This is a genomic window from Dechloromonas sp. A34 (assembly GCF_026261605.1).
Lineage (GTDB): Bacteria > Pseudomonadota > Gammaproteobacteria > Burkholderiales > Rhodocyclaceae > Azonexus.
Genome location: NZ_CP102486.1, coordinates 2,905,623 through 2,931,876 on the forward strand (window position 1 = coordinate 2,905,623; position 26,254 = coordinate 2,931,876).

The window sequence follows — 26,254 nt, forward strand, 5'->3', positions numbered from 1 at the left end:
GCACTGGTCCTGTGCTGTGGTTTGCCGCCGCGCTGGCCTTTACTGCGGCCACGCTCGAACCGGGGCAGGGCATGTTCGAATTGGGCCTGGCCATCGTCGGCGTCATCGTGGTCAATGGCAGCTTTTCCTTCTGGCAGAGCCATCGCGCCGAGCAGGCGCTGGCCGCGCTGGAAAAACTCTTGCCGCAGCAGGTCAAGGTACGGCGCGACGGGCGCGAGATGGATATTGCCGCCGATCAACTGGTGCCCGGCGATATCCTGCTGCTCGCCGAAGGCGCCAAGGTACCGGCCGATTGCCGCCTCATCGAAAGCTGGAGCCTGCGCGTCAACCTGTCAACGCTGACCGGCGAAACCTATCCCAAAGCGCGCAGCGAAGCCGCCGAGCCGGCCGCGGCGCTCGACCCGCTGGCCGCCCACTGCCTGCTGCTGGCCGGCACTTTGGTGGTCTCCGGCGAGGGTTGCGCCGTGGTGTACGCCACCGGCATGCGCACAGAGTGTTCGGCCATATCGCCCACCTGACGCAGAGCACCGGCGATACCGAGTCACCGCTGCAGGCTGAAATCCGCCGCGTTTCGCGGCTGGTCGCGATGATGGCGCTCGGCCTCGGCGTCACCTTCTTTCTGCTCGGCCAGGCTATCGGCCTCAATTTCTGGGTCAACCTGATGTTCGCCATCGGCATCATCGTCGCCAATGTACCGGAAGGGCTGCTGCCCACGGTCACGCTGTCGCTCGCCCTGGCTACCCAGCGCATGGCCCGGCGCAATGCGCTGGTCCGCCATCTGCCGGCGGTCGAGACCATGGGCTGCGCGACGGTGATCCTGACCGACAAGACCGGCACCCTGACCCAGAACCGGATGGCGGTGCGCGAGTGGTATGCCGGCGGCCGCCACCATCTTGCCGCCGAACGCTGGCCGGCGGCGCGCGAGCCGCATCTGCGCGCCGTCGCCCGTTTCTGCCACAGCCTGAAATTCAGCGACGGCCAGCCGAGCGGCGATCCGATGGAAATCGCCCTCTGGCAGTTCGCCGGCGAAATGCCGATGCAATGGCAATTCGCCGGCGAGATCGCCTTCGACGCCGAACGGCGGCGGATGTCGGTCTATAGCCGGGAGGCAGATGGCAGCGGCGTGCTGCTCTGCAAGGGGGCGCCGGAGAATGTGCTGGCGCTGTGCACGACCTGGCTCGAAGGCAATACCGTGCGGCCTTTCGACAGCGATGCGTGCGAACGCTTCCGTCTTGCCCATGAAGACCTGGCCAGCCGCGGCCTGCGCGTGCTGGCCTGCGCCTGGAAGCCGCTGGCTGCCGGCGAAGCGCCGGGCGAAGAAGGGCTCGCCCTGTGCGGCCTGATCGGCCTCGAAGACCCGCCCCGACCGGATGTGCACGCGGCGGTCGGGCGCTGCCATACGGCCGGGCTGCGCGTCATCATGGTCACCGGCGACCACCCGACGACGGCGCTGGCCGTCGGTCGCGAAGTCGATCTGATTCGCAGCGCGACACCGCGCGTGCTGACCGGCGATGCGGTGCGCCAGATGAGCGCCGCCGAACTGCAGATCGCCCTCGAGGCGCCGGAAATCATCTTCGCCCGGGTCAGCGCCGAGCAGAAAATGCTGATCGTCCAGGCCCTGCAGGCCAAGGGCGAAATCGTGGCGGTCACCGGCGACGGGGTGAACGACGCGCCGGCTCTGCGCATGGCCGATATCGGCATCGCCATGGGGCTGTCGGGCACCGACGTGGCGCGCGAGGCAGCCGACATCGTGCTCCTCGACGACCACTTCGGCACCATCGTCAATGCCATCGAGGAGGGGCGGGCGGTCTATGAAAATATCCGCAAGTTCATCACCTACATCCTGACCTCGAACATCCCCGAGCTGATTCCCTATCTGGCTTTCGTGCTCTTCCGCATCCCGCTGCCGCTGACCGTGATCCAGATCCTCGCCGTCGATCTCGGCACCGACATGCTGCCGGCCATCGCGCTCGGCGCCGAAAAGCCGTCGCCCGACATCATGCAGTGCCCACCCCGGCCGCGCGGCGAACGCCTGCTCTCCGGTGCGCTGCTGGCGCGTGCCTATCTTTTCCTCGGCCCGCTCGAAGCGTTGGGCGCGATGGCGAGCTTCTTCTTCGTGCTCCATGGCTTCGGCTGGCAATACGGCGAAACCCTGGCCCTCGGCGACCCGCGCTACCTACAGGCGACCTCGGCCTGCCTGATGGCCATCGTGCTGGCGCAGATGGTCAATCTCTTCGTCTGCCGCCATCCCCGGCTGCCGGCCTGGCATTTCCCGCTGCTCGAAAATCGCTGGCTGCTGGCCGGGCTGGCCAGCGAGGTGGCGTTGCTGCTGGTCATTCTCTATACACCTTGGGGCAATCGCCTGTTCGGCACCGCCCCGTTGCCGGCTGAGGTTTTTCTCTACGCGATGCCATTCGCGCTTTTCCTCGGCCTGGCCGAAGAGGCCCGCAAGTGGCTGATCCGGCGCGGCCATCCGAATGCTTGATCGGCCCTTCCTTTAGCCTGCGGGCGCGGGTACGCTAGCGGAACCTGTTGTCCCGCAGCGAGCTGCGGTTCTCGTTCCTGAATGCAAACCTTATCGGATCAAGAAGGCACCATGCTCCAGCGCGACACCACCCTCACCACCGACCAGAAGGCCCTGGCCGTCAATCTCGACAAATACAAGTACGGCTCCATCGTCGAAATCGGCGCCGCCCAGGAAGTGGCGCGCCGCTTTTTCAAGGTCGGAGCCGCCGCCGGCACCATCGCCAAGACCATGTCAGCCTACGACATGGCGATCAGCGACGACATCTACGGCCACGTCAGCCGCTATGTCAGCCGCGACCGGCTATTGCAGATGCTGGACACCGAATTCAGCCAGGTGGTCAACCATCTGGCCCCGTTGCGCGCCAAGAACACCACCTTCTTCGCCTACGCGGCCACCGTCACCGCGCGCAGCTTCAAGCAGAAGAACGAATGCCACGGCTGGATCGGCATCCGCCTGCAACTGCACCCCGGCGCGGCGCCCAGCGACGTGATCCTGCATGTCCGCATGCTCGACAACGACAACGCCCACCAGGTGGATGCGCTCGGCATCCTCGGCGTGAATGTGATCCACGGCGCCTACTTCAATCACGAACAGCCGGAATGGATCATCGAGGGCCTGGCCGACGGTCTGGGCCGGGAACGCATCGAAATCGACCTGATCCACTTCAGCGGACCGCATTTCGAAGAAGTCGAAAACCGCCTGATGAACCTGCATCTGATCCGCAGCCAGCTGACGCCGGCCGTGGTCTTCAATCCTGACGGCAACGTCGTCGTCCCCGGCGACCTCTTCCACGGCAAGCCGGTGATGGTGATGCGTGGCGACTTCAAGCCGGTGACCTGTATCGACGTCGACATGATCTCGGCCGGCCTCAAGCAGTTCAGCCAGCTCGCCGCCGTCGACGAGAGCGAGATCGTCTCGCTCGCCGAAATCACCCTGAGCTCGCTGCTCAGCGGCGACCGGGTGGATGGTGCCGACTTCCTGGCCCGTCTCGATCTGCTCGCCTCGCAGGGCTACACGGTGATGATCTCGGACTACGTGCGCTATTTCCGGCTACGGGCCTATCTCCGGCGCTACACGCCGAAGCCGATCGGCATCGTGCTCTCGGTGCGCGAATTCGAGGTCCTGTTCGACGAAAAATTCTACGACAGCCTGGAAGGCGGCATCCTCGAAGCCTTCGGCAAACTCTTCCCGGACAACACCCACGTCTACGTCTACCCGGTGCGCCTGAGCGCCGCCCAAGGCGCCGAACTGATCACGCTGGCCAATGTCGAGGTGCCCGCCAACCTGCGCCATCTGCTCGCCCACCTCGTCGAAAATACCAAGCTGCTCGCCGTCGAACCGGTGGACGACAGCCACCTGCATATCGATGCCCGGCAAGTCCTGGCCAGCCTGCAAGGCGGCCGCAATGACTGGCAGGGCAGTGTTCCCGAAGGCGTCGCCCGGCGCATCGTCGACCAGCGGCTGCTCGGCTACGGCGGCCGTTAGCCGCGCGGGCCGGGCTATTTCAGATAGCCCCAGCTCTTCAGGCGGCTCTGCGAATAGTCTGCCGCCTTGCCCTGGCGGGTGCTGCGCAGGTAGGCCGCATACTGGCCGGCGGCTTCCGGTTGCTTGCCCATGCCTTCGAGCGCTACGCCCTTCAGGAAAGTGATGCCGGCATTGCCCGGCAGCAGGCGGTCGTAGCGATCGAGGTGGTCGTAGGCCAGCGCCGGGTCGCGCTGGCCGAGCGCCAGAACGCTGACCAGCTTGTGTGCCTGGGCTTCCTGCGGGTAGATCCGGGTTGCCGTCCGGGCGTAGTCGAGGGCCTGGGCGTCCTTGTCCTGTACCGACAGGCATTTCGCCATCAGGACATTGGCCGCGTAGTCGCGCGGCGTGGCTTTCAGCGCCAGCCGGAACTGCTCCTCGGCCTTGGCGTACTGCTTGGACGCCATTGCGGTTTCGCCGTTCTGGCAGGCGTCGATACACGGCTTGATGCGGCGCAGATCGGCCGTGCTGTCCATGAAGCGCTCGCGGCCCGGATCGCGCTTGTTGCTCGCGGCGTACTTGCTTTCGGCCAGTTGGCGGGCCGTGTCGCGGCGCTCGCTGCTCATCGGGTGCGTCGAGAACATGGTTTGCAGCATGCCGGGCGAGCTTTTCTGCTGATCGACCAGCAGCTGCTGCAGGCCGACCATGCCGCTCGCCGGGTAGCCGGCGCGCACCATGTATTCCTGCCCCAGGCTATCGGCCTCGCGTTCGTTGTCGCGCGAATAGCTGGAGAGCAGCACGCTGGCGCCGAGCTTGGTGCCGACGTCTACCAGCCCGCCATAGCCGGCGGCACTGCCGATGATATTGGCCCCGGTCATCGCGACCTGCGCGACCATCGCCTGACCCTGGCGTTGCGCCGCGTGCCGGGCATTGACGTGGCCCAGTTCGTGGCCGAGCAGGGCGGCCAGTTCGGCCTCGTTGTCGAGCTCGACGAGAATGCCGCGCGTCACCCCCATGGCGCCGCCGGGGAAAGTGTAGGCATTGACGTAATTGGCGTTGAGCACGCGGTAAGAGTAGGGCATCTGCGGGCGATGGGTGTTGGCATCCAGCCGGCGGCCGACATCGCCCAGATAGCGGTTGAGGGAAGCGTCCTGCACCGCCCCGAGGTCCTGTGAGAACTGTTGCGGCCCGACCTTCTGGTCGACGGCCTTTTCCTCGTCCTCGCTCAGGCCGACCAGAATCGCACCGCCACCGGTCGGCGAGCTGGCACAACCGGAGAGGGCGGCGGCGCCGAACAGGCAGAGCACCTGGCGGCGCGTCAGGCGGTTGCGGCGCAGATGCAGCGCCAATTCATCATGATCGTTCATCGGAAGCCTGCCGGAGTAAGGACGATGGAATCCTGATTTTGCGACAAAAACCGTTGGCTGACCATGCGTGGGGGGCAGAAGAGTGAGCCGGTCGCGTGCCAGTTCATCTGGCCGGCTTGCAGCCAGATTGGGTTGGTGCAAGCGGGGTACCTGATGGCAGAAGAACACAAATCTTTCGGCATAAAATTGGTGACGCCCCCTCGCAAGGGGGCTACCATGAACAAACGTTCAGCATGGTCTTGGACAGCGCTGAGTTTTCAATAAATCTCTGAAATTAAAGGAACTTATATGGGAATCTTTAGCAATATCCTGGCCAAACTCGGTTTTGGCGACAAAAAGGAAGAGGCAGTCGCCGCCGCACCTGGTGCCGCCGAAACCACAGCGGCCCCGGTCCCGGTGGCAATCAGCAGCGTTGATGTCGTGGCCAAGCTGGAGGCATTGGCGAGTGCCCATGGCGAAAAACTCAACTGGAAGGTATCGATCGTCGATCTGCTGAAACTGCTCGGTCTGGACAGCAGCCTAGCAGCGCGCAAGGAGCTGGCATCCGAACTGGGCTGCCCCGCCGAGAAGATGGGCGATTCGGCGCAGATGAATATGTGGCTGCACAAGACCGTGCTGCAGAAATTGGCTCAGAACGGCGGTAATATCCCGGCCGAACTGCTGTAACGCCACGCCAGTCGCTTTTTTTGACAGAGAAGGCCCGCCCAGCGCGGGCCTTCTTACGTTATGTGAATGCCCTTGAATACCCTTGAACAACTGTGCGCCGGGGAACTGGCCGGGTGCCGGCGACTTAAGCTGGCCTGTGGCCTGAGCGAATTCCCGCGCGAGATTTTTGATCTGGCCGATACGCTGGAAATCCTCGATCTGTCGGGGAATGCGCTCTCGTCGCTGCCAGACGAGCTGCCACGGCTGCACAAGCTGCGCATTCTGTTCTGCTCGGACAACCAGTTCACCGAGCTGCCCGAGGTTCTCGGGCAATGCGCCCAACTCGGCATGATCGGTTTCAAGGCCAATCAGATCCGGACCGTCTCTGCCGCCGCACTACCCTCGGCGCTGCGCTGGCTGATCCTGACCGATAACCGGATCGACGAACTGCCGGCTGAAATGGGCCGCTGTGCCCAACTCCAGAAGCTGATGCTGGCCGGCAACCGGTTGCAGGCTTTGCCGCCGGAGCTGGCCAATTGCCGGCGTCTGGAATTGCTGCGGATCGCCGCCAACCAGCTTTCCGCGCTGCCCGAGTGGCTGTTCTCCTTGCCGCGTTTGTCCTGGCTGGCTTACGCCGGTAATCCGTTCTGTGAAAATGTCGCGTCGGCGCAGACGCCGATCGGCAGTATTACCTGGAGCCAGCTACAGATCCTGCACCGCTTGGGCGAGGGCGCCTCGGGCGTGATTCACGAGGCGGAATGGCAGCATGGCGACGGATCGCAGCCGGTGGCGGTGAAATTGTTCAAGGGCGCCCTAACGAGCGACGGTCTGCCGCAAAACGAAATGGCCGCCTGCATTGGGGCCGGATCTCATCCCAATCTGATCCCCATGCTCGGCAGGATCGACGGCCATCCGGAAAATGTCGATGGCCTGGTGATGGCGCTGATCGAGCGCGGCTTCAGCAATCTGGCCGGACCGCCCAGCCTGGAGTCCTGCACGCGGGATGTTTATCACGACAACACCCGTTTTACCCTGGACTCGGCGATGCGCCTTGTCCTCGGCATCGCTTCCGCCGCCAGCCACCTGCATGCGCTGGGTATCGTCCATGGCGACCTGTACGCCCACAACATTCTGCATGCGGGCGACGGCCAGGCCTTGCTTGGCGATTTCGGTGCCGCCTCGTTCTTCGCCCCGGATGATCGGCCGCTGGCCGAAGCGCTGCAACGCATTGAGGTCAGAGCCTTTGCCTGTTTGCTGGATGAGTTGCTTGAGCGCTGCGTTGTTCCGGTCCACGCGTCTGATTTGCTGAAAGCGCTGACCGGACTGCAGACAGCCTGCGCCGAGGAAAAAGTCGAGGCGCGCCCGCTGTTTGCGGAGATTGTGGCGACATTGCAAACGCTGGCGCCTGCCTGAGTTCCGCCCGTACCTTCTAGCGCTGCGCCGACAAGGCCCGCGAAATGAAATAGCGGTGCACGCGTGGTTTCGGCGTATTTCCAGAAAACCAGCTGCGCACATCCTCATCCAGCCCGATACCGTGCATGTAGTTGTAGAGCGCCTTGTTGAGGGCGACGCCCAGGGCGCTGTGGTCGACGCCGGTCGGGTCGATGAATTCGACGTCGTTGGTGGCGAAGCTGATCGGAGGCAGCGGCTTCAATTTGATGCCGTATTCGGCCGGGTTGAGGCCGACCGGCGAATGCACGGTGCACGCGAAGCGGTGGAAGAAGCCGGACTGGATGCAGCCTTCGGCAAAGAGCTGGCGGACGTATTCCAGGGCATCGACGGTGTCCTGTACGGTCTGCGTCGGGAAGCCGTACATCAGGTAGGCGTGGACGAGGATGCCGGCTTCGCTGAAGGCGCGGGTGACACGGGCCACCTGGTCGACCGAGACGCCTTTTTTCATCAGCTTCAATAGGCGGTCGGAGGCGACTTCCAGGCCGCCGGAGACGGCGATGCAGCCGCTGTCGGCCAGCTGGTTGCAGAGTTCCGGGGTGAAGGATTTCTCGAAGCGGATGTTGCCCCACCAGGAAATCGCCCGGTTGCGCTTCTGCAGTTCGTCGGCCAGTGCCTTCAGGGCCTTGGGCGGGGCCGCTTCGTCGACGAAATGGAAGCCGCTCTGGCCGGTTTCGGCAATGATTTCCTCGATGCGGTCGACCAGCAAGGCGGCCGGGGCGCCGTCGTAGCGCCCGATGTAATCGAGGCTGACGTCGCAGAAGCTGCATTTCTTCCAGTAGCAGCCATGCGCCACGGTCAGCTTGTTCCAGCGCCCGTCCGACCATAGGCGGTGCATCGGATTGAGCATGTCGAGCAGCGAGAGGTAGCGGCCGAGCGGCAGGCCGTCCCAGGTCGGGGTGCCGACGTCGGCGAACGGGATGTCGGCTTCGCCGGTGTTGAAATAGCGGACCTGGCCGTCGACGCGGGTGAAGGTGCGCACCAGGTTCAGGCGCAGGCGTTGGCCGGCGAGGTGTTCGAGCAGCGCGACGATCGGCTGCTCGCCGTCGTCGAGGGTGATGTAGTCGAAATAGTCGAAGACGCGGGCTTCCTTGAGTTCGCGCAGTTCGGTATTGACCCAGCCGCCGCCGAGTACGGTGACGATGGCCGGGTGCCTGGCCTTGATCGTCTGCGCGATGCGGAAGGCGGCATAGACCGAACCGGGAAAGGGCACCGACAGCAGCACGATGGCGGGGCGATGGCGTTCAATGGCGGCCAGGGTCAGATCTTGCAGCGTGTCGTCGACCAGGGTTGGCGGGGCTGCCAGCGCCCTAGCCAGCGGCTCGAAAGTCGGCTGGCTGCGGGCCAGCGATTCGGCGTAGCGGACGAATTCGAAGCGGCCATCGACGGCTTCGCGCAGCACGTCGGCGAGATCGTCGAGGTAGAGGGTCGCCAGATGGCGCGCCCGGTCCTGGACACCAAGCGAGCCGAAGGCCCAGGCCAGCGGGTCGCCACCGTCATCGTCGATATAGTTGTCGAGCGACGCAAAGCGCGGCCCCTCGGGCAGGAAATTGCGGCCGCAGATGCGGTGGCCGATCGAGGGGTCGGCGCCCTGCAGGAAGGCGACGGCCGGCGTGACGGTAGCCAGATAGCGGTCGAACTGCGCGGCGAAGCCGGCCACCACCGGCGAGCGCTTGCGCGCCGGTATGGCCTCGACGTGCTTCCTGATCGCCTGCAGGCCGGCCTGCGAAAACAGTTCGAGGACGAGGGCCAGGGCGATGTCTTCCTGCACCGCATCGACCCCGCGCGAACGCAGGAAGCCAGTCAGGTAGGCGGTCGACGGGTAGGGGGTGTTGAGCTGCGTCATCGGCGGGATGACGGAGAGGACGCGAATGGGGGAGGCGGGCATGGTGGGGCGAATGATAGGGGAAGCGGCTGGCTTGTAAAGGGCGTGAAATCTTGGGGTGCTTAAATGGCTATCTCTTTATCTCGATAACCCCGTTGCCCGATGCTGCGATCCTGTCTTTTCGGCCGTGCCTTGTCCGCCGCCATTTTTGCCCTCGTCCTTTTCGCGATACCGCCCGCCCAGGCCGCCACCTCCGGCGACCCCGGCCTGATTGCCCAGGATATTGCCGGCGCCGGGCGCCTGCGCATGCAGTCGCAACGGCTGGCCAAGCTCTATCAGCAGGCAGCCATGGGTATGGCCGCGCCGGTGGCTTCGCGGCAGATCGGGGAGGCCGCTCTTGAAATCGACGGTGAACTTGCCCGCCTAGCCCGCTATGCCCGGAAACCGAATGTTCAGCGCGTCCATGGCCGTTGCCAGGAGATCTGGCTGGAATTGCGCGCCACCCTGAAGAGCAACTCCGGCCGGGCCGCGATCGAGCGCGTGAATCAGCTGGCCGATGAGTTGATGATCCACACCGGCAAGCTGGCGATGCTGATCGAGGCCGAGGCGGAAACGCCGGTTGGCCGCCTGCTCGATCTGTCCTCGCGGCTGAATATGCTCTCCCAGCGGCTGGCCCGGCTCTACTTGCTAGCCCAGGCGGGCGACAAGTCGCAGGGGGTGCTGATCGATATCGCGCAGGCGCGCAAGGAGTTTAGCGCCGGTCTGCACGAGCTGGATACGGCCCGCGAGAATACCTCGGCCAGCCGGGAGGCGATTGCGCTGGCCAAGAACCAGTGGATCTTTTTCGAGCTGGCGATCAGCCAGCTGAACCAGGGCAACCGGGGCGACGGCCGGGCGGCGCAGCATGTCGCGACGAGCAGCGAGCGGATCGCCCAGGTGCTGGACGAGGCTAGCGCGCAATACGCCCGGGATTATTCGGGGAGCCTGCGCGCCGCCAGGTAGCGGCGGCGTCAGCGGGCGAGCTTCTGGCGGATCATGGGCAGGGCGGCAAGGGCAGCGCGCTCGCCTTCCATGATCGCGTCGTGGCGGGCGGTGAAATCCCAGGATTTGACGTAGGGCAGGTTGGGGCGGATGACGATGTCGGCATCGCGCAGCTCTGTTTTGCCGATCAGGCCGCCCATGATGGTGGTGGTCTGCCACAGGATGCTGGTCAGGCTATCGACCGGCTGGCCGTCGGGGATGGCGGAAATGTCCACCGCGATCACGAAGTCGGCGCCCATCTCCCGCGCCGCCCGAACCGGGACCGGGCTGGTCAGCCCGCCGTCGACATAGCTCCTGCCGCCGAACTGGGTGGGCTGAAAGACGCCGGGTACCGCGGCCGAGGCGCGCACGGCGAGGCCGGTGTCGCCGGTGCGGAAGACCACGCGCTCGCCGGACTTGAGGTCGGTGGCGACGGCGGCGAAGGGCTTGTTGAGCTTTTCCAGCGGGCGGTTGTGCAGATGCTGGTTGATGAAGTCCTGGAGCGCTTCGCCCTTCAGGATGCCGCGGCCGCCCAAGGTCCAGTCCGCGAAGATTTTCTCGTCGAGCTGCTGGGCAATTTTCTGCATCGCATAGGCGTCGTTGCCGCTGGCGTAGAGCGCGCCGACGACCGCGCCGGCGCTGGTGCCGACCACGTAATCGGCGACGATGCCCTGCGATTCCAGCATCTTGATCACGCCGATATGGGCGAAGCCGCGCGCCGCGCCGCCGCCCAGGGCGAATGCGACTTTCGGCTTGTGCACCGCCAGGGTCGGCGGCGGGGTCGGTTTGCCGGGAAAGAGCGCTGTGCAGCCGGCCAGGCTGAGGATACAGGCCGCCAGCAGGGTACGGCCGAGCAGGGCAACCGCTCTTGATGTGTTCAGCGGCTTGGCAGCAGCGCTGGCGGCTTCGAGGTGTTGATATTTCATGCAGTTTCCGGGCGTGCTGTTCGCCAATGGGGCGGGCGCCAATTTTCTATCAAATGACGACGCAAGGCTGGTTTTTTTGGCCTTACCGGCACATCCGGCGAATTTCATCTTCCTTGATCGCCTCTTCGACCTGGAAGAGGACCGCCTCGACGTCGGCCAGATGTTCGTCGAGGACGACCTGACCGGTCAGGACCTGATCGGGTTGCAGTGTGCCGCTCTCGTAGAGGCCCCAGATTTCCTTGCCGTACTGGCTGTCCTTGAGCGCCGGCGCGAAGGCGCTGAAGTAGCTGCGCAGATTGATCACGTCGCGCTCCAGCATCTCGGCGGACATGCTGTTCGCCGCGGCATCGATGGCCTGCGGCAGGTCGATGATGACCGGCCCGTCGGCGGCGACCAGAATGTTGTATTCGGAGAGGTCGCCGTGAATGATCCCGGCGCACAGCATGCGTACCACCTGATTGACCAGCAGGGCGTGGTATTCGAGCGCCACTTCCTCGCTCAGGGCAACATCGTTAAGGCGCGGCGCCACGTTGCCGTCGGCATCTGTCACCAGATCCATCAGCAGCACGCCCTCGAAGCAGATATGCGGCTGCGGCACCCGGACGCCGGCCGCGGCCAGCCGGTACAAGGCATCGACCTCGGCGTTCTGCCAGACCTCTTCCTGCATCTGGCGCCCGTAGCGGCTGCCTTTCTCCATGGCGCGCGCCTGCCGGCTGTTCTTGACCTTGCGGCCCTCCTGGTAGGAAGCCGCCTTGCGGAAACTACGCTGGTTCGCTTCCTTGTAGACCTTGGCGCAACGGATGTGCTCGCCGCAGCGAACGATATAGACGGTGGCTTCCTTGCCGCTCATCAACTGCCCAAGCACCTCGTCTACAAGGCCTTCTTCAACGAGTGTGGTGAGTCTTTTCGGGGTTTTCATGGGTGTGTTTGGGTTTCAGCGGCTTGCGGCAAATGATTCAGAGCCGAATCAGACCACGGTTTGGCCGGCAACACAAAGCCTGCTTCATTCTGCCGGTGTATCGCCCGACGGGAGGGGGCTTGCCGGCAGCTTTTGCAACTGCTGGCTGGCTTCTGTGATCTGGCTGTTGGCCTGGAGCACTTCGCTGTGCAGGCGGCGATTCTCGTCGGCCATCTCCTTGGCGCGGAAGGCTTCCTGGATGTTGGCACGGAGGTGGCTATCGTCCCAGGGTTTGGTCAGGAACTTGTAAATCGCACCCTCGTTGATGGCGTCGGTCACGGTCTGCAGGTCTGTATATCCCGACAGCACCAGACGGATCGTCGCCGGATGCAGCACCTTGACCCGGCGCAGGAACTCGACGCCGCTCATGCCTGGCATGCGCTGGTCGGATACGATGACGTCAACCCGGTGTCTGGCCAGCAATTCCAGCCCTTGCTCGGCGCCAGACGCGGTAAGGATCTGGTAGCCATCGGCCCGCAACAGTCGCTTCAGCGACGCGAGAATGTTCACCTCGTCGTCGACCAGGAGCAAGGTGCGGCTTCGTTTCATGCCGCCCAGCATCCGGCTGTCCAGTGAGCGACCGGTGCGCAGCAGGGCGGTTGCTTCCTCGGCGGGTAGCGGCCAGCTGAAATAGTAGCCCTGGATTTCATCGCAATAATTGGCGATCAGGAGGCCCAGTTGCCCCTCGGTCTCGACCCCTTCGGCAACCACCTTGAGGTTCAGGCTGTGGGCCAGGGTGATGATGGCGCGGGTGATCGACACATCGTTCGGATCGGCGATGATGTCGCGAACGAAGGCGCGGTCGACCTTCAGGCTGTCAATCGGGAAACGTTTCAGATAGGCCAGGCTGGAATAGCCGGTGCCGAAATCGTCCACCGAAAGTTTGACCCCCATCGCCTTCAGGCGGGTCAGGATGCCGATGACGTTCTCGGCATTCTTCATCAACTGGCTCTCGGTCAATTCCAGTTCGAGATAGGCCGGGGCCAGCCCGCTGGTATCGAGCGCCGCCCGCACCATCTGGTACAGGCTGTCGCCGAGCATCTGGCGGCCGGAAACATTGACGGCAATCGTTGGCGTGCCCAGCCCGGCCGCGTGCCAGTTCTGTGCCTGGATGCAGGCGGTGGTCAGCACCCAGGCGCTGACGTCGATGATCAGGTCAGTCGTCTCCAGCGCCGGAATGAAGTCGCTCGGCCCGACCAGGCCGCGTTGCGGATGTTGCCAGCGCAGTAAGGCTTCCAGGCCGGTCACCTTGCCAGTGGTGCAACTGACCTGGGGCTGGTAATAGAGCAGGAACTCGCCCCTGGGCAGCGCGTAGTGGAGATCGGCTTCCAGGCGCAGTTTGTCCTGGGTGTTGCGGTTCATCTCCGCGGTGAAGAACTGGTAGGTATTGCGCCCCAGATCCTTGGCCCGATACATCGCGCTGTCGGCATTGCTGACCAGGCCGTCGCTGTTGTCAGCATCGTCCGGGAACAGTGCGATACCGATGCTGGCCGAGACGAACAGCTCGTGGCCGTCGATCTGGTAAGCCTTGCGGCCGCTGGCGATCACTTTGCGGGCGACGTTTGCCGCCGCCTCGCTATTCTCGATTTCGGGCAGGATGATGGCGAACTTGTCGCTGCTCATCCGGCCGACGGTGTCGGTGTCACGCAGGCAGGCGGCAAGGCGACGCCCGACCTCCTGCAGGCAAAGGTCGCCGCCCCCATGGCCGAGCGTGTCGATGACCGTCTTGAAGTTGTCGAGGTCGACCGACAGCACCGCCAGCAGAGTCTGATTGCGCCGCGCCAGGGCCAGGCCCTGGGTCAGGCGCTCGTAGAACAGGGTGCGGTTGGGCAGCCCGGTCAGGACATCGAAGTAGGCCAGATAATTGAGCCGCTCCTGCTTGTCGAGATGATCGACGGCAAAGGCGATGTCACCGGCCAGTTCGGTCAACAGCCTCATCTCTTCTTCATGGAACAATTCAGGCTCGCCGGCGTAGAGGGCGAGCACGCCGATGGCCTGACCCGCCACCAGGAGCGGCAAAACGGCCATCGAACGGATGCTGGAATCGGCGTAATTCTTGGCGAACAAGACCGCCGGATCGTTTTGCGAATCGTTGGAAACGATGGTCGTCTTCTCGCGGATGACCCGGGCAACCAGCGTTTTTGGCGCATCCTCGGGCGACGACAGGATGGTCGTGATGGCGGTGACCAGTGCGTCACTCTTGCCGCTGCTGGCGACCGGGACAATCAGCCCGCTGCTGTCTACGACGGCGATCAGGGACATCCGGAAGCCGCCCGCGTCGACAGCAAGCCGGCAAGCTTCCCGGAACAACTCGGCCCGGTCACGGACGCGCACGATCAGCGTATTGATGCCGCTCAGCATGGCGTAGACGCGGTTCAACTGGGCGATTCTGTCCTGCGCTGCCTTGCGTTCGGTGATGTCGCGAAACATGCTCAGCAGACAGTCCTTGCCGCCCAGGGGAATGGCCGTTCTGGTGATATCGGCGTAAAACAGCGAAGCATCCTTGCGCCGGATGCGTGTATCCGTCGATAGAGGAATGTCGCCGTGGAGGATTCTATCGGTCTGCGCGATGGCGGATGAGGCCTCCGGTCTCGGATGGATATCGGCGATGCCGATATTGACGAGTTCCTCCCGCGTGTAGCCGAGCATCTGGCAGATGGCCGGATTGCCAGCGAGAAATTTGCCGCTGGCAATCTCGGTCACCAGGATGCCGTCGAGGGCGCTGTCGAAAATGGTGCGCAGTTCCAGTTCGGAATCGTGCAGCGCCTCTTCCGCCTGACGTCGTTCGGTGATGTCGATGTGCATCACGACGGCCCCGTTTTGCTGGCCGCGTACCAGCGGCGACACGGTCATCACGAACCAGCGTTGTTGGCTGGGCGAATGGCAGGGGTATTCGATGGTGAAATGCTGTTCCTGTCCAGCCAGCACCCGGCTGATGCCAGCTGCGACCTGAGCTGCCTCGGTCGCGTCTTCACCTTGAGCCCTGAGGCAAGTGTCCAGGTAATTTTCACCGATGCCGTAGTTTGCATCACGCAGCCCATTGCTGTCGGCAAAGCGCCGCCACGCCTCATTCACCACGATGATGCGTGCCTGGGTATCGAGCAAGGCGATATTGGCCGGCAAGGCGTTGAGAATGGCCGCCTGTTTGGCAGCTTCGGTGTTGCGCAACTGTTCCTGCACGTGGCGCAACAGATAGGTCCGGCCTTCGCGGTCGGCCACCCCGTCCACTTCACCGGCCGTCAGTTCTTCCAGGCGCTGGCTGGTCGAGTGCAGTGTTTCGATCAGCGCCAGAATTTCTTCGTTGCTGTCGCTGGGAGCGGAGGGTTGGGCCGGGTTCATTCAGCGAGACTGACCAAACCCAGGGCCAGCAGTACGGTCTGCGTATGACTCAGGGTGCCGACGATTCTGCGGACCGGGGCGGCGTCAGGGCGATCAGCGTCGGGGTCATGAAAATGCCTTCGGCCAGGGCGCGCTTCGGTTCCCGAAAGACGTCCACAATTTCGATTTCGTAACGCTCTGCCAGGTGAATCCGGCAGAACGTGGCCAGGTTGGCAATTGCCTGTGCCGAATTCGGCGCGTCGCCAGCGACATAGAGGTGAAACTTGAAGTGCGTGCGCCGGTTCATGGCGAATCCTCCTTGCCGCCTGCAATCGTTGCATCGGCACCGCGCAATTCCTTCATCTGGGTGCGGCCGCGTGACAACTCGCCTTCGTGGCTTTGCGTCGAGCGGACCAGCAATTCCTTCTCGACCTGCTTGGCGACGAGTTCGGTCTGCAACGACTTCAGCCGGACCTCGAGTTCGGCCTCTTCGGCATCAAGCCTGACCCGCTTGAGCTTGGCATTGGCCTCGGCGGCCTCGGCGGCCACGCGTTCGGCGCGTTCCTTTTCCCAGCGCAGCGTGCCCATCAAGACTTCGCCGCCGGCCGTATAGGTATCGGTCAGCGTTACCCCGGAATCGCTCAGGATCAGTTCGCGCACCTGGTTCGAATGGGCGGTGCCCCGGGATTTGACGATCGACAGCCCGCGATTGCGTTCGCCGGCCTGCATCAGGTAGTTGAGGTGAATCCAGGTATCGGCGAGGGCCGATATCTGCAACGGTGAGCCGCTTTCGGCCCGGTTCGACATCTCGTCGAGCAGGCTGGTGCACACCAGAGTGATGCCGTCGCCCTTGGACCAGTCGATCAAGCGGTCCGCCACACTCTGTGCGGTCAGGTCATCGCCGGATTTGTACCAGGTGGATACCGGGTCGATCACCACGCAACGGGCATCGTGTTGCTGGGCCAGCGTCTTGATGCGCACCAGATAGGTTTCCTCGCTGCCGGCGATGGAGCGGGCCGAGACCATATGCAGGCAGCCATTGTCCAGATAAGGATCCAGCCGGATGCCGACCGATGCCAGATTGCGGATGACCTCGTTGCGATCCGAATCGAAGCTGACGAACAGGGTGCGCTCCCCGCGCCGGCAGGCCGCCTCGGCAAAGGCGCCGCTCAAGGTGGTCTTGGCGGTGCCGGAGAAGCCGGTAATCAGAATGCTGGCGCCCCGGTAGTAGCCACCGCCGAGCATGGTGTCGAGTCGCTCGACGCCGCTCGAAACTCGCTCGTTGCTGACTTTGGCATCAACCCGGATGCGGGCGTGCGCCGCGTCGACCACCAGTCCGCTGGTGCCGATCAGGAATGGCGATTCATTTTCGTCGAAGCTGGAGCCGCGATATTTCTGTACCCGCAGATTACGATGCGACACCCCCTGCGCCACGCTGTGGTTGAGGATCACGGCGCAGTCCACCATGAATTGCATGAAGCCGAAAGGTTGCTGGATGACGGTGCTATCGTCATCACCACCGGCCTTCGCGGTGATGATCCCGGTCAGTTCCCTCGACAATAACCAGGCGTGCAGCCGGTATATCTCCTGGCGTCGTTTGGCCGGGTCCGGCAGCAAGGCCAGAACGACATCCAGGGCATCAAAGACAATGCGTCGCGCCCCCATGGTCTTGATCTGGGCTTCGAGCACCGCCAGCATGCCGCTCAGATCGAAGTCGCCAGACTGGACCAGGTCCGGTGGCGGCTGGGCATCCAGGAAGAAGAGTTTCTTTTTCTGCAAGGTGGCCAGCTGCCAACCGAAGCTTTCAGCATTGGCCACGATCCGCTGCGAGCTTTCCTCAAAGGCGACAAAGATGCCCGGCTCCCGGCAGTCCCGTGCGCCATGGGTCAGGAATTGCAAGGCGAGTATGGTCTTGCCGGAGCCAGGTCCGCCGACCAGCAGCGTGGTGCGGCCGCGGGGCAGGCCGCCACCGGTTATTTCATCGAAACCGGCAATGCCGGTCGGCACTTTGTTGGTCGCACTGACCAGGGGAGGCGGCAAGGACTTCATTATGTTTCCTATAGAAACCCATGATCATCCGAGTTGGCGTGAACCAGGCGCGGGGTATTGCTTGGTTCGAAAACTCCCCTTGCCGGCTGTTTTCGGCGTTAGTGGTGAAAATGCCAAATCTCTGTCGATTGCAGTCAAATGGTATTTGTTGCTGAAAATCGATATTTGATCTGCATCCTAGAGAGGATCAGCCAGCTTTCACTGGCCGTCTGTACGGCAGGACACGTAGCCGCCGAACTGTGGCTCAGTCCGTAACAAAGACCAATCCAAACGCACCAACGGAAGTCAGCTTCTCATTGACCGTGGTGTATGAACCGACACCAAATGAGTGGTAGCGGGAGGCGAACGAAGTTAGGTGGCCGATGCCGAGCACCCGTTCCAGCTGACTGCGTTCGGCAATGGCTTCCCTGATTTTTTCGCGGTGCTTTTCCGGCGAGGGATTGAGGACAACGGCAAGGACGATGGTAATGGCGGCAACGATAAAGGGGACTGCTTTCGACATGATGTGCTCCGCTATGGGGTGGTTAACTGAATCGGCCGGCGATATTTTCCGGCGCCACCGTTCAATACCATTCCAGCAAGGAAAAACCGACGCCGTAATAATTGGCGCGGTGGTTGTAGTCGATCATGCTTTCGCCGTAGCCTGAAAACCATTGTAGATGGCCGCGCAAGCTGCCGGCAATCGGGAAGGCGTAGTCGAGTTGCACGGCGCCATGGCTGTTCCGGCCACTTTGCAGGCTGTGGCGCAGCAGTACCGAGAACTGCTGGTCGCCCCAGCGCTTGACCAGATGCAGGTCGGCCCGGCCCAAATAGCTTGAAATATCCGGGTTGTCGTCCTGGTCGGCCGATTCCGGAATGCGCCACCAGGGACGGAAAGTCACCGTCCAGTCATTTTTTTCCAGCGCAACCGAGGCCATGACCCGGTTCCAGCTGCGCGACAGCGGCAGTGAGCGGCCATTCGACTGGTGGTTGATGCCAAACGATAGATAACGACCGCGCCAGCCGCCGAGTGCGTAATCGGTGCGCCAGACCAACATCAGTTCCGGCTCGTGGTTGGTTTCCCGGAACGGGCGCGAGGTGCCGCCGTGATAGACCTGCCAGCGCGAGGTCTGGGTATAGCCGAACCAGAGGTCGCCGTTGTCGCCGAACAGGTCTTCGCCCAGCTTGGTTTTCAGGCTGATCTGGAGCTTGGCTTCGTCGTTGCTGAGGTCGGCGGCCGAGGTGCTGGCGTGGCTGGCGGCCGGCGAGGCCGGGAAGCGGTTGGGGTTGCTGTTATGGAAGCCGGGCAGGATATAGACCGGCTTGTAGGGGCGAATGCGCAGGATGTGTCCCCGTTGCCCGGGGTCGAGTTCCCAGGCGCTGCCGAGCAGCGAAGGCCGACTGTCGGGTTCTTTCTGGGCGCTTGGCAGCAGGGCGTCTTGCGGCGTTTCGCTGTGGAGACTGCCTTCCTCCGGGCTGGTCAGCGCATCGTAGCAGGCCAGGCGTTTGGCATCATTCCCGATGCGCTGGCATTGGCCCAGCGACTGGCCGAGCGCGGCCAGCGGTGCGAGGCTAAAAAAGAGTAATGCAGAAACTCGGGGAATCGTACTCATGGGTGATCGATCACTTTCTGAATGCCGACTGTTGCCGGGGTTACTGCCGTAGTTTAAACGTCCGCTTCGACCAGCCCGCCATCCTTTTCCATCCACGCCCGGCGGCCGGCCGCTTCGCCTTTGCCCATCAGCAGCGTGAAGGTGGCGGTCATTTCCTTGATGGTTTCCCGGCTGGCCTGGAACGGCACCAGGCGGCGGGTGTCGGGGCAGAGCGTGGTTTCCCAGAGCTGGTCGGGGTTCATTTCGCCGAGGCCCTTGAAGCGGGAGACGGTGATCTTGTTTTCCGAGACTCCTTCATCGGCCAGTTTCTGCAGCGTCTGTTGCTTTTCGGCTTCGTCCAGGCAATAGACCTTGCGGGTGTGACCACGCGCTTCGACATCGACGCGGAACAGCGGCGGCTGGGCGACGTGGATATGGCCGCGCTCGACCAGCGCCGGGAAGTGCTTGAGGAAGAGGGTGAACAGCAGGACCTGGATATGGCTGCCATCGACGTCGGCATCGGACATCACGATGATCCGCCCGTAGCGCAGGCCGGAGACGTCGACACTGTCGATCTGCTCGATGCCGTGCGGGTCGACGCCAATGGCCACCGAAATGTCGTGGACTTCGTTGTTCTTGAATAGCTGGTCGCGGTCCACTTCCCAGGTGTTCAGCACCTTGCCGCGTAAAGGCAGCACTGCCTGGGTTTCCTTGTCGCGGCCTTGCTTGGCCGAGCCGCCGGCCGAATCGCCCTCGACCAGGAAAACCTCGTTGCGCGAAATATCGTCGGATTCGCAATCGGTCAGCTTGCCGGGCAGGGTGGCGATGCCGGAGGACTTCTTCTTTTCCACCTTCTGCGTGGACTTCATGCGGTTCTGCGCCGCCTTGACCGCCAGCTCGGCAATCTTCTTACCGTACTCGGCATGGCTGTTCAGCCATAGCTCGAAGGGGTCGCGCACCATCTGCGAGACCAGTTTGTAGGCGTCGCGGCTGGTCAGCTTTTCCTTGGTCTGGCCCTGAAACTGCGGGTCGAGGACCTTGGCCGACAGCAGGTAGGTCATCCGGCCGCAGACGTCTTCCTGTGCCAGCTTGACCTTGGCCGGCAGGATGGCGTGGTGGTCGGCGAAAGTCTTGATCGCCTCGAAGACGCCGGCCTTGAGCCCGGCTTCGTGGGTGCCGCCGTCCAGTGTCGGAATCAGGTTGACGTAGCTTTCCGGCTTGCCGCCGCCTTCCTCGAACCAGGCCAGGGCCCAGGTGGCGCCTTCGCCGACCGCGAAGCCGTTGGCGGTGTCGACGTATTTCTCGCTGACGAAAATCGGTGCCACCGGTGAGCCGACCATCATTTCAGCCAGGTAGTCGGCCATCCCGTTCTGGTAGCACCAGGTCTTCTTCTCGCTGCCTTCGATATCCAGTTCGACCGTGACATTGGGCATCAGCACGGCCTTGGAACGCAGCAGGTGTTCCAGTTGCGCCAGATTGACCTTCGGCGAATCGAAATACTTGGGATCGGGCGAGATGCGCACCGTGGTGCCGGTGTTGCGCTGGCCGCAGTCGCCAATCCGGCTCAACGGCTCGGTAACGAAGCCAGCCCCGAAAGCGATGTGGTGAATGCCGCCGCCGCGCTTGATTTCGACTTCGAGCCGCGTGGACAAGGCATTGGTCACCGAAACGCCGACGCCGTGCAGGCCGCCAGAGAAGCGGTAAGCATTGCCGGCTTCCTTCTTGTTGAACTTGCCGCCGGCGTGCAGCTTGCAGAAGACCAGCTCGACCGCCGGGCGGCCTTCTTCCGGGTGGATTTCGACCGGAATGCCGCGGCCGTTGTCGGACACCTCGATGACCCCGTCGGCGCGGATGACGACCGCAATCTTCTTGGCGAAGCCGGCCAGCGCCTCGTCGGCCGCGTTGTCGATGACCTCCTGCACGATGTGGGTCGGGCAGGTCGTCCGGGTGTACATCCCCGGGCGTTCCTTGACGGGTTCGAGGTCCTTGAGGACGCGGATGGAAGAGGCTGAATATTCGGTCATGCGCTTTTGAGAATGGGGCTGATTGGGCGGGCCACCGCAGGTTGCGGCGCGGCCGAATTCTACCGGTTTCCTTACCGAGATGAGTGGATTCCCCCTGTGGCATAATCAGTCCCCGGTCCATCGATCAATGAGGTAAAGCCATGACCCAGAAAGATACACAGGATCATTCGGCACGCTGGGTGCGTCCGCCCAGAGGCTCTGAACGCCGCCTCCGGACCCGGGTTGCGCCGCCCCCGTACCATACCTCCGAAGGGCTGGTTACGCTGGACCGGCGCTCCCACATTGATCGACGCTCGACGTGGATCAGGGATTTTTCCGTCGATCACAGTGATCACGAGGCGATCTGAGCAGCATTGCCGAAGCCTGTTTGTTCGATAGAATCCCGGCCTTTCAACCCAATGGAATAAAGTGATGGCCGGAGCCAGCCTGCTTGCCCTGATTGACGATATTGCGACGATCCTCGACGACGTCGCGCTGATGACCAAGGTGGCCGCCAAGAAAACTGCCGGCGTGCTGGGCGACGACCTGGCCTTGAACGCGCAGCAGGTTTCCGGCGTGCGGGCCGAGCGGGAACTGCCGGTGGTGTGGGCCGTAGCCGTTGGCTCGCTGAAGAACAAGCTGATCCTGGTTCCCGCCGCGCTTGCGATCAGCGCGCTTGCCCCGTGGGCGGTAACCCCCTTGCTGATGCTGGGCGGCTTTTATCTGTGCCTGGAGGGCGTCGAAAAACTCGCCCACAAGTGGCTGCACAGCCCGGAAGAAGACGCCGCGCACCACGCCGCCGAACTGGCCGCGCTGGCTGACGAAAACGTCGACCTGGCCGCTTTCGAGGCGGACAAGATCAAGGGCGCCATCCGGACCGACTTCGTGCTGTCGGCGGAAATCATCGTCATCGCGCTGGGCACCGTCGCCGATCAGCCGTTCTCTTCGCAGGTGGCCGTGCTGGCCAGTATTGGCCTGATCATGACGGTGGGGGTTTATGGCATCGTTGCCGGCATCGTCAAGATGGACGATCTCGGGTTTTACTTGCTGGAAAAGGGAAGTGCCGTGGCGCGAACCATCGGCCGCGGGCTTGTGCTGACCGCGCCGAAACTGATGAAGGCGCTGACGGTGATCGGCACCGCGGCGATGTTCATGGTCGGTGGCGGCATCCTGGCGCATGGTGTGCCGCCGGTACATCACGCTATCGAGCATCTCGCCGACTTGTCCGGAATGCTCGGCGGTGTGGTGTCGCTGACGCTCGATGTCGGCGTCGGCATTGTTGGCGGCGGGTTGGCCTTGCTGGTGGTCAAAGGCTTCGCGAAGGTCGCGGGCGCATTCCGGAAGGCGCAGGCCTGACCCGGAGCGATGAATTTGGCGATGTCCCCCGAGTGCAAACCGAAGTGCCACCAGTGCATGCATTACTTCATTACGCACGATGCGGTATTCCGCTACGGTTGCCGCGCTCTGGGGTTCAAAAGCCGGTCGCAACCTGGCCGTGAGGTAATCGCCGCCTCCGGCGAGCAATGCCTGTACTTTCAGGCCAAACCCGTCCGCGGCAAGCTGCCATGAAGCGCCGGGAACTGATTGGCGTTCTGGTGGCCGCCGCCGTTCTGGGGGCTTGCGGGAAAAAGTCGAAACTGCCGGCCATTGCTCCGGGTAAAACCGTACTGGCTTTTGGCGACAGTGTGACCTTCGGTACCGGCGCGGCGAGCGGCGAGGATTGGCCAACGCTGCTGGCTTCCCGGACCGGCTGGCAAATCGTGAATGCCGGCATTCCCGGCGATACGGCTGAAGCGGGCAGGGGACGCCTGCGCGGCTTGCTCGATGAACATCAGCCAGCGCTGGTGATTGTCGAAATCGGGGGCAATGATTTCCTGCGCCGCCGCTCAGCCAAGGCCGTCAAGGACGATCTGCGCAGCATTGTCCAAACCGTCAGGCAAGGAGGAGCACAGGTCGTACTGGTGGCCGTGCCCGAATTGTCACTGCTTGGCGTCGTGGCGCGACGGCCGGCTGACTCGCCCATTTACCGGGAACTGGGCGAGGAAGAGAAGGTGCCGGTCATCGAGGATGTGTTCGCGGAAATTCTGGGTCGCCCCGAGTTGTGCGCCGACCAGATCCATCCCAACGCCCAGGGCTACCGGGAGATGGCGACGGGGATTCACGCGGCCTTGAAAACAATGGGCCTGAGTTTGGCCCCCTGAACGCGATATCCAGGCGCCGGAAAAGCGCAATCCCGTAGCGTTCGGCTTGCGGAATGGCCGCCCTGGTTTATCGCCTCAGGCCTTGTCGCCTTCCGACAATCGGAAAGTCTTGCCGTCCCGGCCGATGGCCCGCAGTTCAGCCTCCAGTTGCTTGGCGCGGCTGACGTCGTTGACGGTGATGACCACCCCGTCGATCACATTATCCAGCGTGCGGTAAGGCATGATCTTGACCTGGAACCAGCGGCCGTCGCCGGTGGCCACTTCGCGGTCCGAGAAGACCAGTGTGCGTAGCACTTCCTCGGCATCGCCGAGCAGCGTCGGATAGTCGAGGTCGGTGACGATGTCGGACAGGGCGCGGCCGAGATCGCTCGGGATCAGCTTGAAAATTCGCGTCGCCTGGGTCGTGAAGCGCCGGACGTGCAGCGCACTATCGAGGAAGACGGTGGCGATGTCGGTGCTGTTGAGCAGGTTCTTCATGTCGTTGTTGGCGGTCGACAGCTCATCAACCTTGGATTGCAGTTCGACATTGACCGTCTGCAATTCCTCGTTCAGGGACTGCATTTCCTCCTTGGAAGTCGTCAGTTCCTCGTTGGCCGACTGTAATTCCTCGTTGGTCGATTGCAACTCCTCGTTGGCCGACTTCAGTTCTTCCTGCGAACTCTGCATCTCCTCGCGCAGGGTCTGGACTTCCTGATGCTTCTGCTCCAGCGCCTGTTCCAGTTCGGCTTCGCGCTGGCTGCGCTTGCCGCCGTGCTTGCCGGCCGTGGCTTCCGGCAGGCGCAATGCCTTGGCGACATCGGCGAAGACCAGCATGATCATGCCGCGTAATGCGGCGGGTTCGGTAATCGGCTGCACCGTCAGATCGACGATCTGGGCGCTGCCATTGCTGCCGATTGCCAGGTTGTGGCAAACCACGCGCTCGCCGGTGCGCAGGGCCTTGGGCAGGGCAACGGCGATTTCCTGGCGCAAGCCATCGCGGGCCATGGCGTGGATGTTCCAGTTAACCTTGCCGGCGGCGGGTTCCAGGTACTTGCCGGTGCGCCCGCTGATATAGACCAGGTCGCCGGTGGCGGTGACCAGTACGGCGGCGGGCGAAAATTGCTGGAGCAGCAGGTCGTCGGCGAGATGTTGCAGATTGGCGGTGACTGGTTCGGGTTTGGTATCCATGAAAGGCTCGGTTTTGTTGTGAAAATTCCGGGTCGGGAATTCAAGGGTGGCGGAGCGCTGCGGGCTGTCGTTGCGTTTGAACAGGCGTGCCTTGGCTTCCAGCGGCACGAACAGGTCGCTGAAGTTGCCGATCGATTCGGCACTGCCCAGCAGTAGCACGCCGCCCGGCTTGAGACTGTAATGAAACAGCGGCAGCACCCGCTTTTGCAATTCGGCGCCCAGATAGATCAGCAGGTTGCGGCAGGTCAGGATGTCGAGCTTGGTAAAGGGCGGATCCAGGATCACGTCCTGCGGCGCGAAGACGACCATTTCGCGGATTTCCTTGTTGACCCGGTAGCCATTGCCTTCGTCGCTGAAAAAACGCTTCAGGCGCGCCTCGGATACGTCGGCTACGATATTGGCCGGATACAGGCCACGCCGCGCCTTCGCGATGGCGTCCGGGTCGAGATCGGTGGCGAAGATCTGCAGCGACAGGCGCGCGGTTGCCGGCAACTGGTCCAGCGCTTCGCGGAAAGTGATCGCCAGCGAAAAGGCTTCCTCGCCGGTCGAGCAGCCGGCCACCCAGGCCCGCAAGACGCTGCCCGGCGGGTGATTGGCCAGCAGTCCGGGCAACACCTTGCGTTCCAGATATTCCCAGGTCGCCGGGTCGCGAAAAAAGCTGGTGACGCCGATCAGCAGTTCCTTGAACAGCAGGTCGACTTCCTGCGGGTTCTCACGCAGGTAATGCACATAGTCGGCAATCCGGTCGAGCTGATGGATTGCCATCCGGCGCTCGACCCGGCGATAGACCGTCGTCTTCTTGTAGAGCGAAAAATCGTGGCCGGTGCGCGCCCGTAGCAGGATGCAGACCCTGTCGAAGGCGCTGCGCTGGTCGGCGGTTTCGATTTCCTGCAGATTTCTGCCGAGGGCCGTCGGGCGCAGGTGGTGCAGGGTCTCGACGATGCGCAGCGGCAGTTGTTCGGCGGGAGCGACGATATCGGCGAGGCCGGCCGCAATGGCGCTCTTTGGCATGCTGTCGTACTTGGCGGTGGCCGGTTCCTGGACCAGGGCAAGACCGCCGGCTTCCTTGATGGTGCGCAGGCCGAGCGTGCCATCCGAGCCCATGCCCGAGAGGATGACGCCGATGGCGAATTCGCGGCGGTCCTCGGCGAGGGCGTGGAAGAAGAAGTCGATCGGCAGGCGCAGGCCGCGCGGCGCCACTGGTTCGAGCAGGTAGAGGCTGCCGTGCAGGATGGAGATATCGGTGTTGGGCGGAATCACATAGACGTTGTCCGGCCGGACCTTCATCCGGTTACGGGCCGGCGTCACCGGCATTGCGGTGGACCGTTGCAGCAGTTCCGAAAGCATGGCCTCGCGGTCGGGGGAGAGATGCTGGATGACGACGAAGGCCATGCCGCTGGCCGGCGGGACATGAGCGAGAAACTGTTCCAGTGCCTCAAGGCCGCCGGCCGATGCACCGATTGCGACAATCGGGAAGGTGCGTGCCAGGACTGCCGGTTTCTCCTCCCCGGTCTTGGTCTGGCGGCTGGGCCGGCTCTTCATCACTTCCGCTGGCATCAGCCCTCTCTCCTGGGAAAATATTGGTGTCTCGGCGCAGAACATGGATTCAACGGTGCTGTAGCGCCGCAGCACGGTTAATGACGGGAGTCAGACTAGCACCGATTCTCCGGGATTTATGTGCCGTGACACACTTAACCGAGTGCCAGTCGTCGTCGGCGATATTTTTCCCGGGGATGGACGGGAAATTTACCGGAAATTCCGAAGACT

19 protein-coding genes are annotated in these 26,254 nt (G+C 63.2%); 8 read left to right on the forward strand and 11 right to left on the reverse strand.

What is annotated here, in order from left to right:
• Positions 1-11: 11 nt before the first annotated feature.
• From NQE15_RS14545 to NQE15_RS14555, 3 genes are all read left to right on the forward strand, one after another.
• On the forward strand, positions 12-518 hold the full coding sequence (locus NQE15_RS14545; protein WP_265950288.1) for a hypothetical protein: 507 nt from the start codon (positions 12-14) through the stop codon (positions 516-518).
• The gene (locus NQE15_RS14550) at positions 494-2,485 is read left to right on the forward strand and encodes a cation-translocating P-type ATPase (protein WP_265942395.1); all 1,992 of its coding nucleotides are present in this window, start codon (positions 494-496) and stop codon (positions 2,483-2,485) included. Before NQE15_RS14545 ends, NQE15_RS14550 begins: the two co-directional genes overlap by 25 nt.
• Positions 2,486-2,596: 111 nt before the next feature.
• The gene (locus NQE15_RS14555; RefSeq protein ID WP_265942396.1) at positions 2,597-4,012 is read left to right on the forward strand and encodes a TonB-dependent receptor; all 1,416 of its coding nucleotides are present in this window, start codon (positions 2,597-2,599) and stop codon (positions 4,010-4,012) included.
• A 14-nt stretch (positions 4,013-4,026) separates the two neighbouring features.
• Here NQE15_RS14555 and NQE15_RS14560 read toward each other — a convergent pair whose 3' ends face one another.
• Positions 4,027-5,355 carry a M48 family metalloprotease gene (locus NQE15_RS14560; protein WP_265942397.1) on the reverse strand — a complete coding sequence of 443 codons (1,329 nt, stop codon included), beginning with the start codon at positions 5,353-5,355 and terminating at the stop codon, positions 4,027-4,029.
• Positions 5,356-5,643: 288 nt separating this feature from the next.
• Here NQE15_RS14560 and NQE15_RS14565 point away from each other — a divergent pair, with 288 nt between their 5' ends.
• Both NQE15_RS14565 and NQE15_RS14570 read left to right on the forward strand, forming a co-directional pair.
• Positions 5,644-6,021 (forward strand): DUF3597 domain-containing protein, encoded by a 378-nt coding sequence (locus NQE15_RS14565; protein ID WP_265942398.1) that lies wholly within the window; start codon positions 5,644-5,646, stop codon positions 6,019-6,021.
• Positions 6,022-6,087: 66 nt separating this feature from the next.
• On the forward strand, positions 6,088-7,413 hold the full coding sequence (locus NQE15_RS14570) for a leucine-rich repeat-containing protein kinase family protein (protein WP_265942399.1): 1,326 nt from the start codon (positions 6,088-6,090) through the stop codon (positions 7,411-7,413).
• A 16-nt stretch (positions 7,414-7,429) separates the two neighbouring features.
• Here the strand turns inward: NQE15_RS14570 and NQE15_RS14575 are convergent, their stop codons facing one another.
• Entirely contained in the window at positions 7,430-9,337 is a 1,908-nt protein-coding gene (locus NQE15_RS14575) for a B12-binding domain-containing radical SAM protein (RefSeq protein WP_265942400.1), read from the reverse strand.
• A gap of 129 nt (positions 9,338-9,466) precedes the next feature.
• Between NQE15_RS14575 and NQE15_RS14580 the strand changes: the two genes are divergently transcribed.
• Positions 9,467-10,276, forward strand: coding sequence for a type IV pili methyl-accepting chemotaxis transducer N-terminal domain-containing protein (locus tag NQE15_RS14580; protein ID WP_265942401.1), 810 nt, complete (start codon positions 9,467-9,469; stop codon positions 10,274-10,276).
• A gap of 8 nt (positions 10,277-10,284) precedes the next feature.
• Here NQE15_RS14580 and NQE15_RS14585 read toward each other — a convergent pair whose 3' ends face one another.
• The 8 genes from NQE15_RS14585 to parE form a co-directional block, all read right to left on the reverse strand.
• On the reverse strand, positions 10,285-11,220 hold the full coding sequence (locus tag NQE15_RS14585; protein ID WP_265942402.1) for a patatin-like phospholipase family protein: 936 nt from the start codon (positions 11,218-11,220) through the stop codon (positions 10,285-10,287).
• 82 nt (positions 11,221-11,302) lie between these two features.
• Positions 11,303-12,139 (reverse strand): PA4780 family RIO1-like protein kinase, encoded by an 837-nt coding sequence (locus NQE15_RS14590; RefSeq protein ID WP_265942403.1) that lies wholly within the window; start codon positions 12,137-12,139, stop codon positions 11,303-11,305.
• Between the two features lie 84 nt (positions 12,140-12,223).
• On the reverse strand, positions 12,224-15,517 hold the full coding sequence (locus tag NQE15_RS14595) for an EAL domain-containing protein (RefSeq protein ID WP_265942404.1): 3,294 nt from the start codon (positions 15,515-15,517) through the stop codon (positions 12,224-12,226).
• 49 nt (positions 15,518-15,566) lie between these two features.
• Positions 15,567-15,803 carry a circadian clock KaiB family protein gene (locus NQE15_RS14600; protein WP_265942405.1) on the reverse strand — a complete coding sequence of 79 codons (237 nt, stop codon included), beginning with the start codon at positions 15,801-15,803 and terminating at the stop codon, positions 15,567-15,569.
• Positions 15,800-17,545 (reverse strand): circadian clock protein KaiC, encoded by a 1,746-nt coding sequence (gene kaiC, locus NQE15_RS14605; protein ID WP_265942406.1) that lies wholly within the window; start codon positions 17,543-17,545, stop codon positions 15,800-15,802. Before kaiC ends, NQE15_RS14600 begins: the two co-directional genes overlap by 4 nt.
• Positions 17,546-17,789: 244 nt before the next feature.
• A complete protein-coding gene (locus NQE15_RS14610) occupies positions 17,790-18,047 on the reverse strand; it encodes a hypothetical protein (RefSeq protein WP_265942407.1) in 258 nt (85 codons plus the stop codon).
• A gap of 61 nt (positions 18,048-18,108) precedes the next feature.
• The gene (locus tag NQE15_RS14615) at positions 18,109-19,137 is read right to left on the reverse strand and encodes a phospholipase A (protein WP_265942408.1); all 1,029 of its coding nucleotides are present in this window, start codon (positions 19,135-19,137) and stop codon (positions 18,109-18,111) included.
• A 53-nt stretch (positions 19,138-19,190) separates the two neighbouring features.
• A complete protein-coding gene (parE, locus tag NQE15_RS14620; protein ID WP_265942409.1) occupies positions 19,191-21,140 on the reverse strand; it encodes a DNA topoisomerase IV subunit B in 1,950 nt (649 codons plus the stop codon).
• Positions 21,141-21,551: 411 nt separating this feature from the next.
• Between parE and NQE15_RS14625 the strand changes: the two genes are divergently transcribed.
• Both NQE15_RS14625 and NQE15_RS14630 read left to right on the forward strand, forming a co-directional pair.
• Entirely contained in the window at positions 21,552-22,475 is a 924-nt protein-coding gene (locus tag NQE15_RS14625) for a DUF808 domain-containing protein (protein ID WP_265942410.1), read from the forward strand.
• A 209-nt stretch (positions 22,476-22,684) separates the two neighbouring features.
• Positions 22,685-23,320 (forward strand): arylesterase, encoded by a 636-nt coding sequence (locus NQE15_RS14630; protein ID WP_265942411.1) that lies wholly within the window; start codon positions 22,685-22,687, stop codon positions 23,318-23,320.
• Positions 23,321-23,395: 75 nt separating this feature from the next.
• Here the strand turns inward: NQE15_RS14630 and NQE15_RS14635 are convergent, their stop codons facing one another.
• Entirely contained in the window at positions 23,396-26,044 is a 2,649-nt protein-coding gene (locus NQE15_RS14635) for a chemotaxis protein CheB (protein ID WP_265942412.1), read from the reverse strand.
• Positions 26,045-26,254 lie beyond the last annotated feature (210 nt).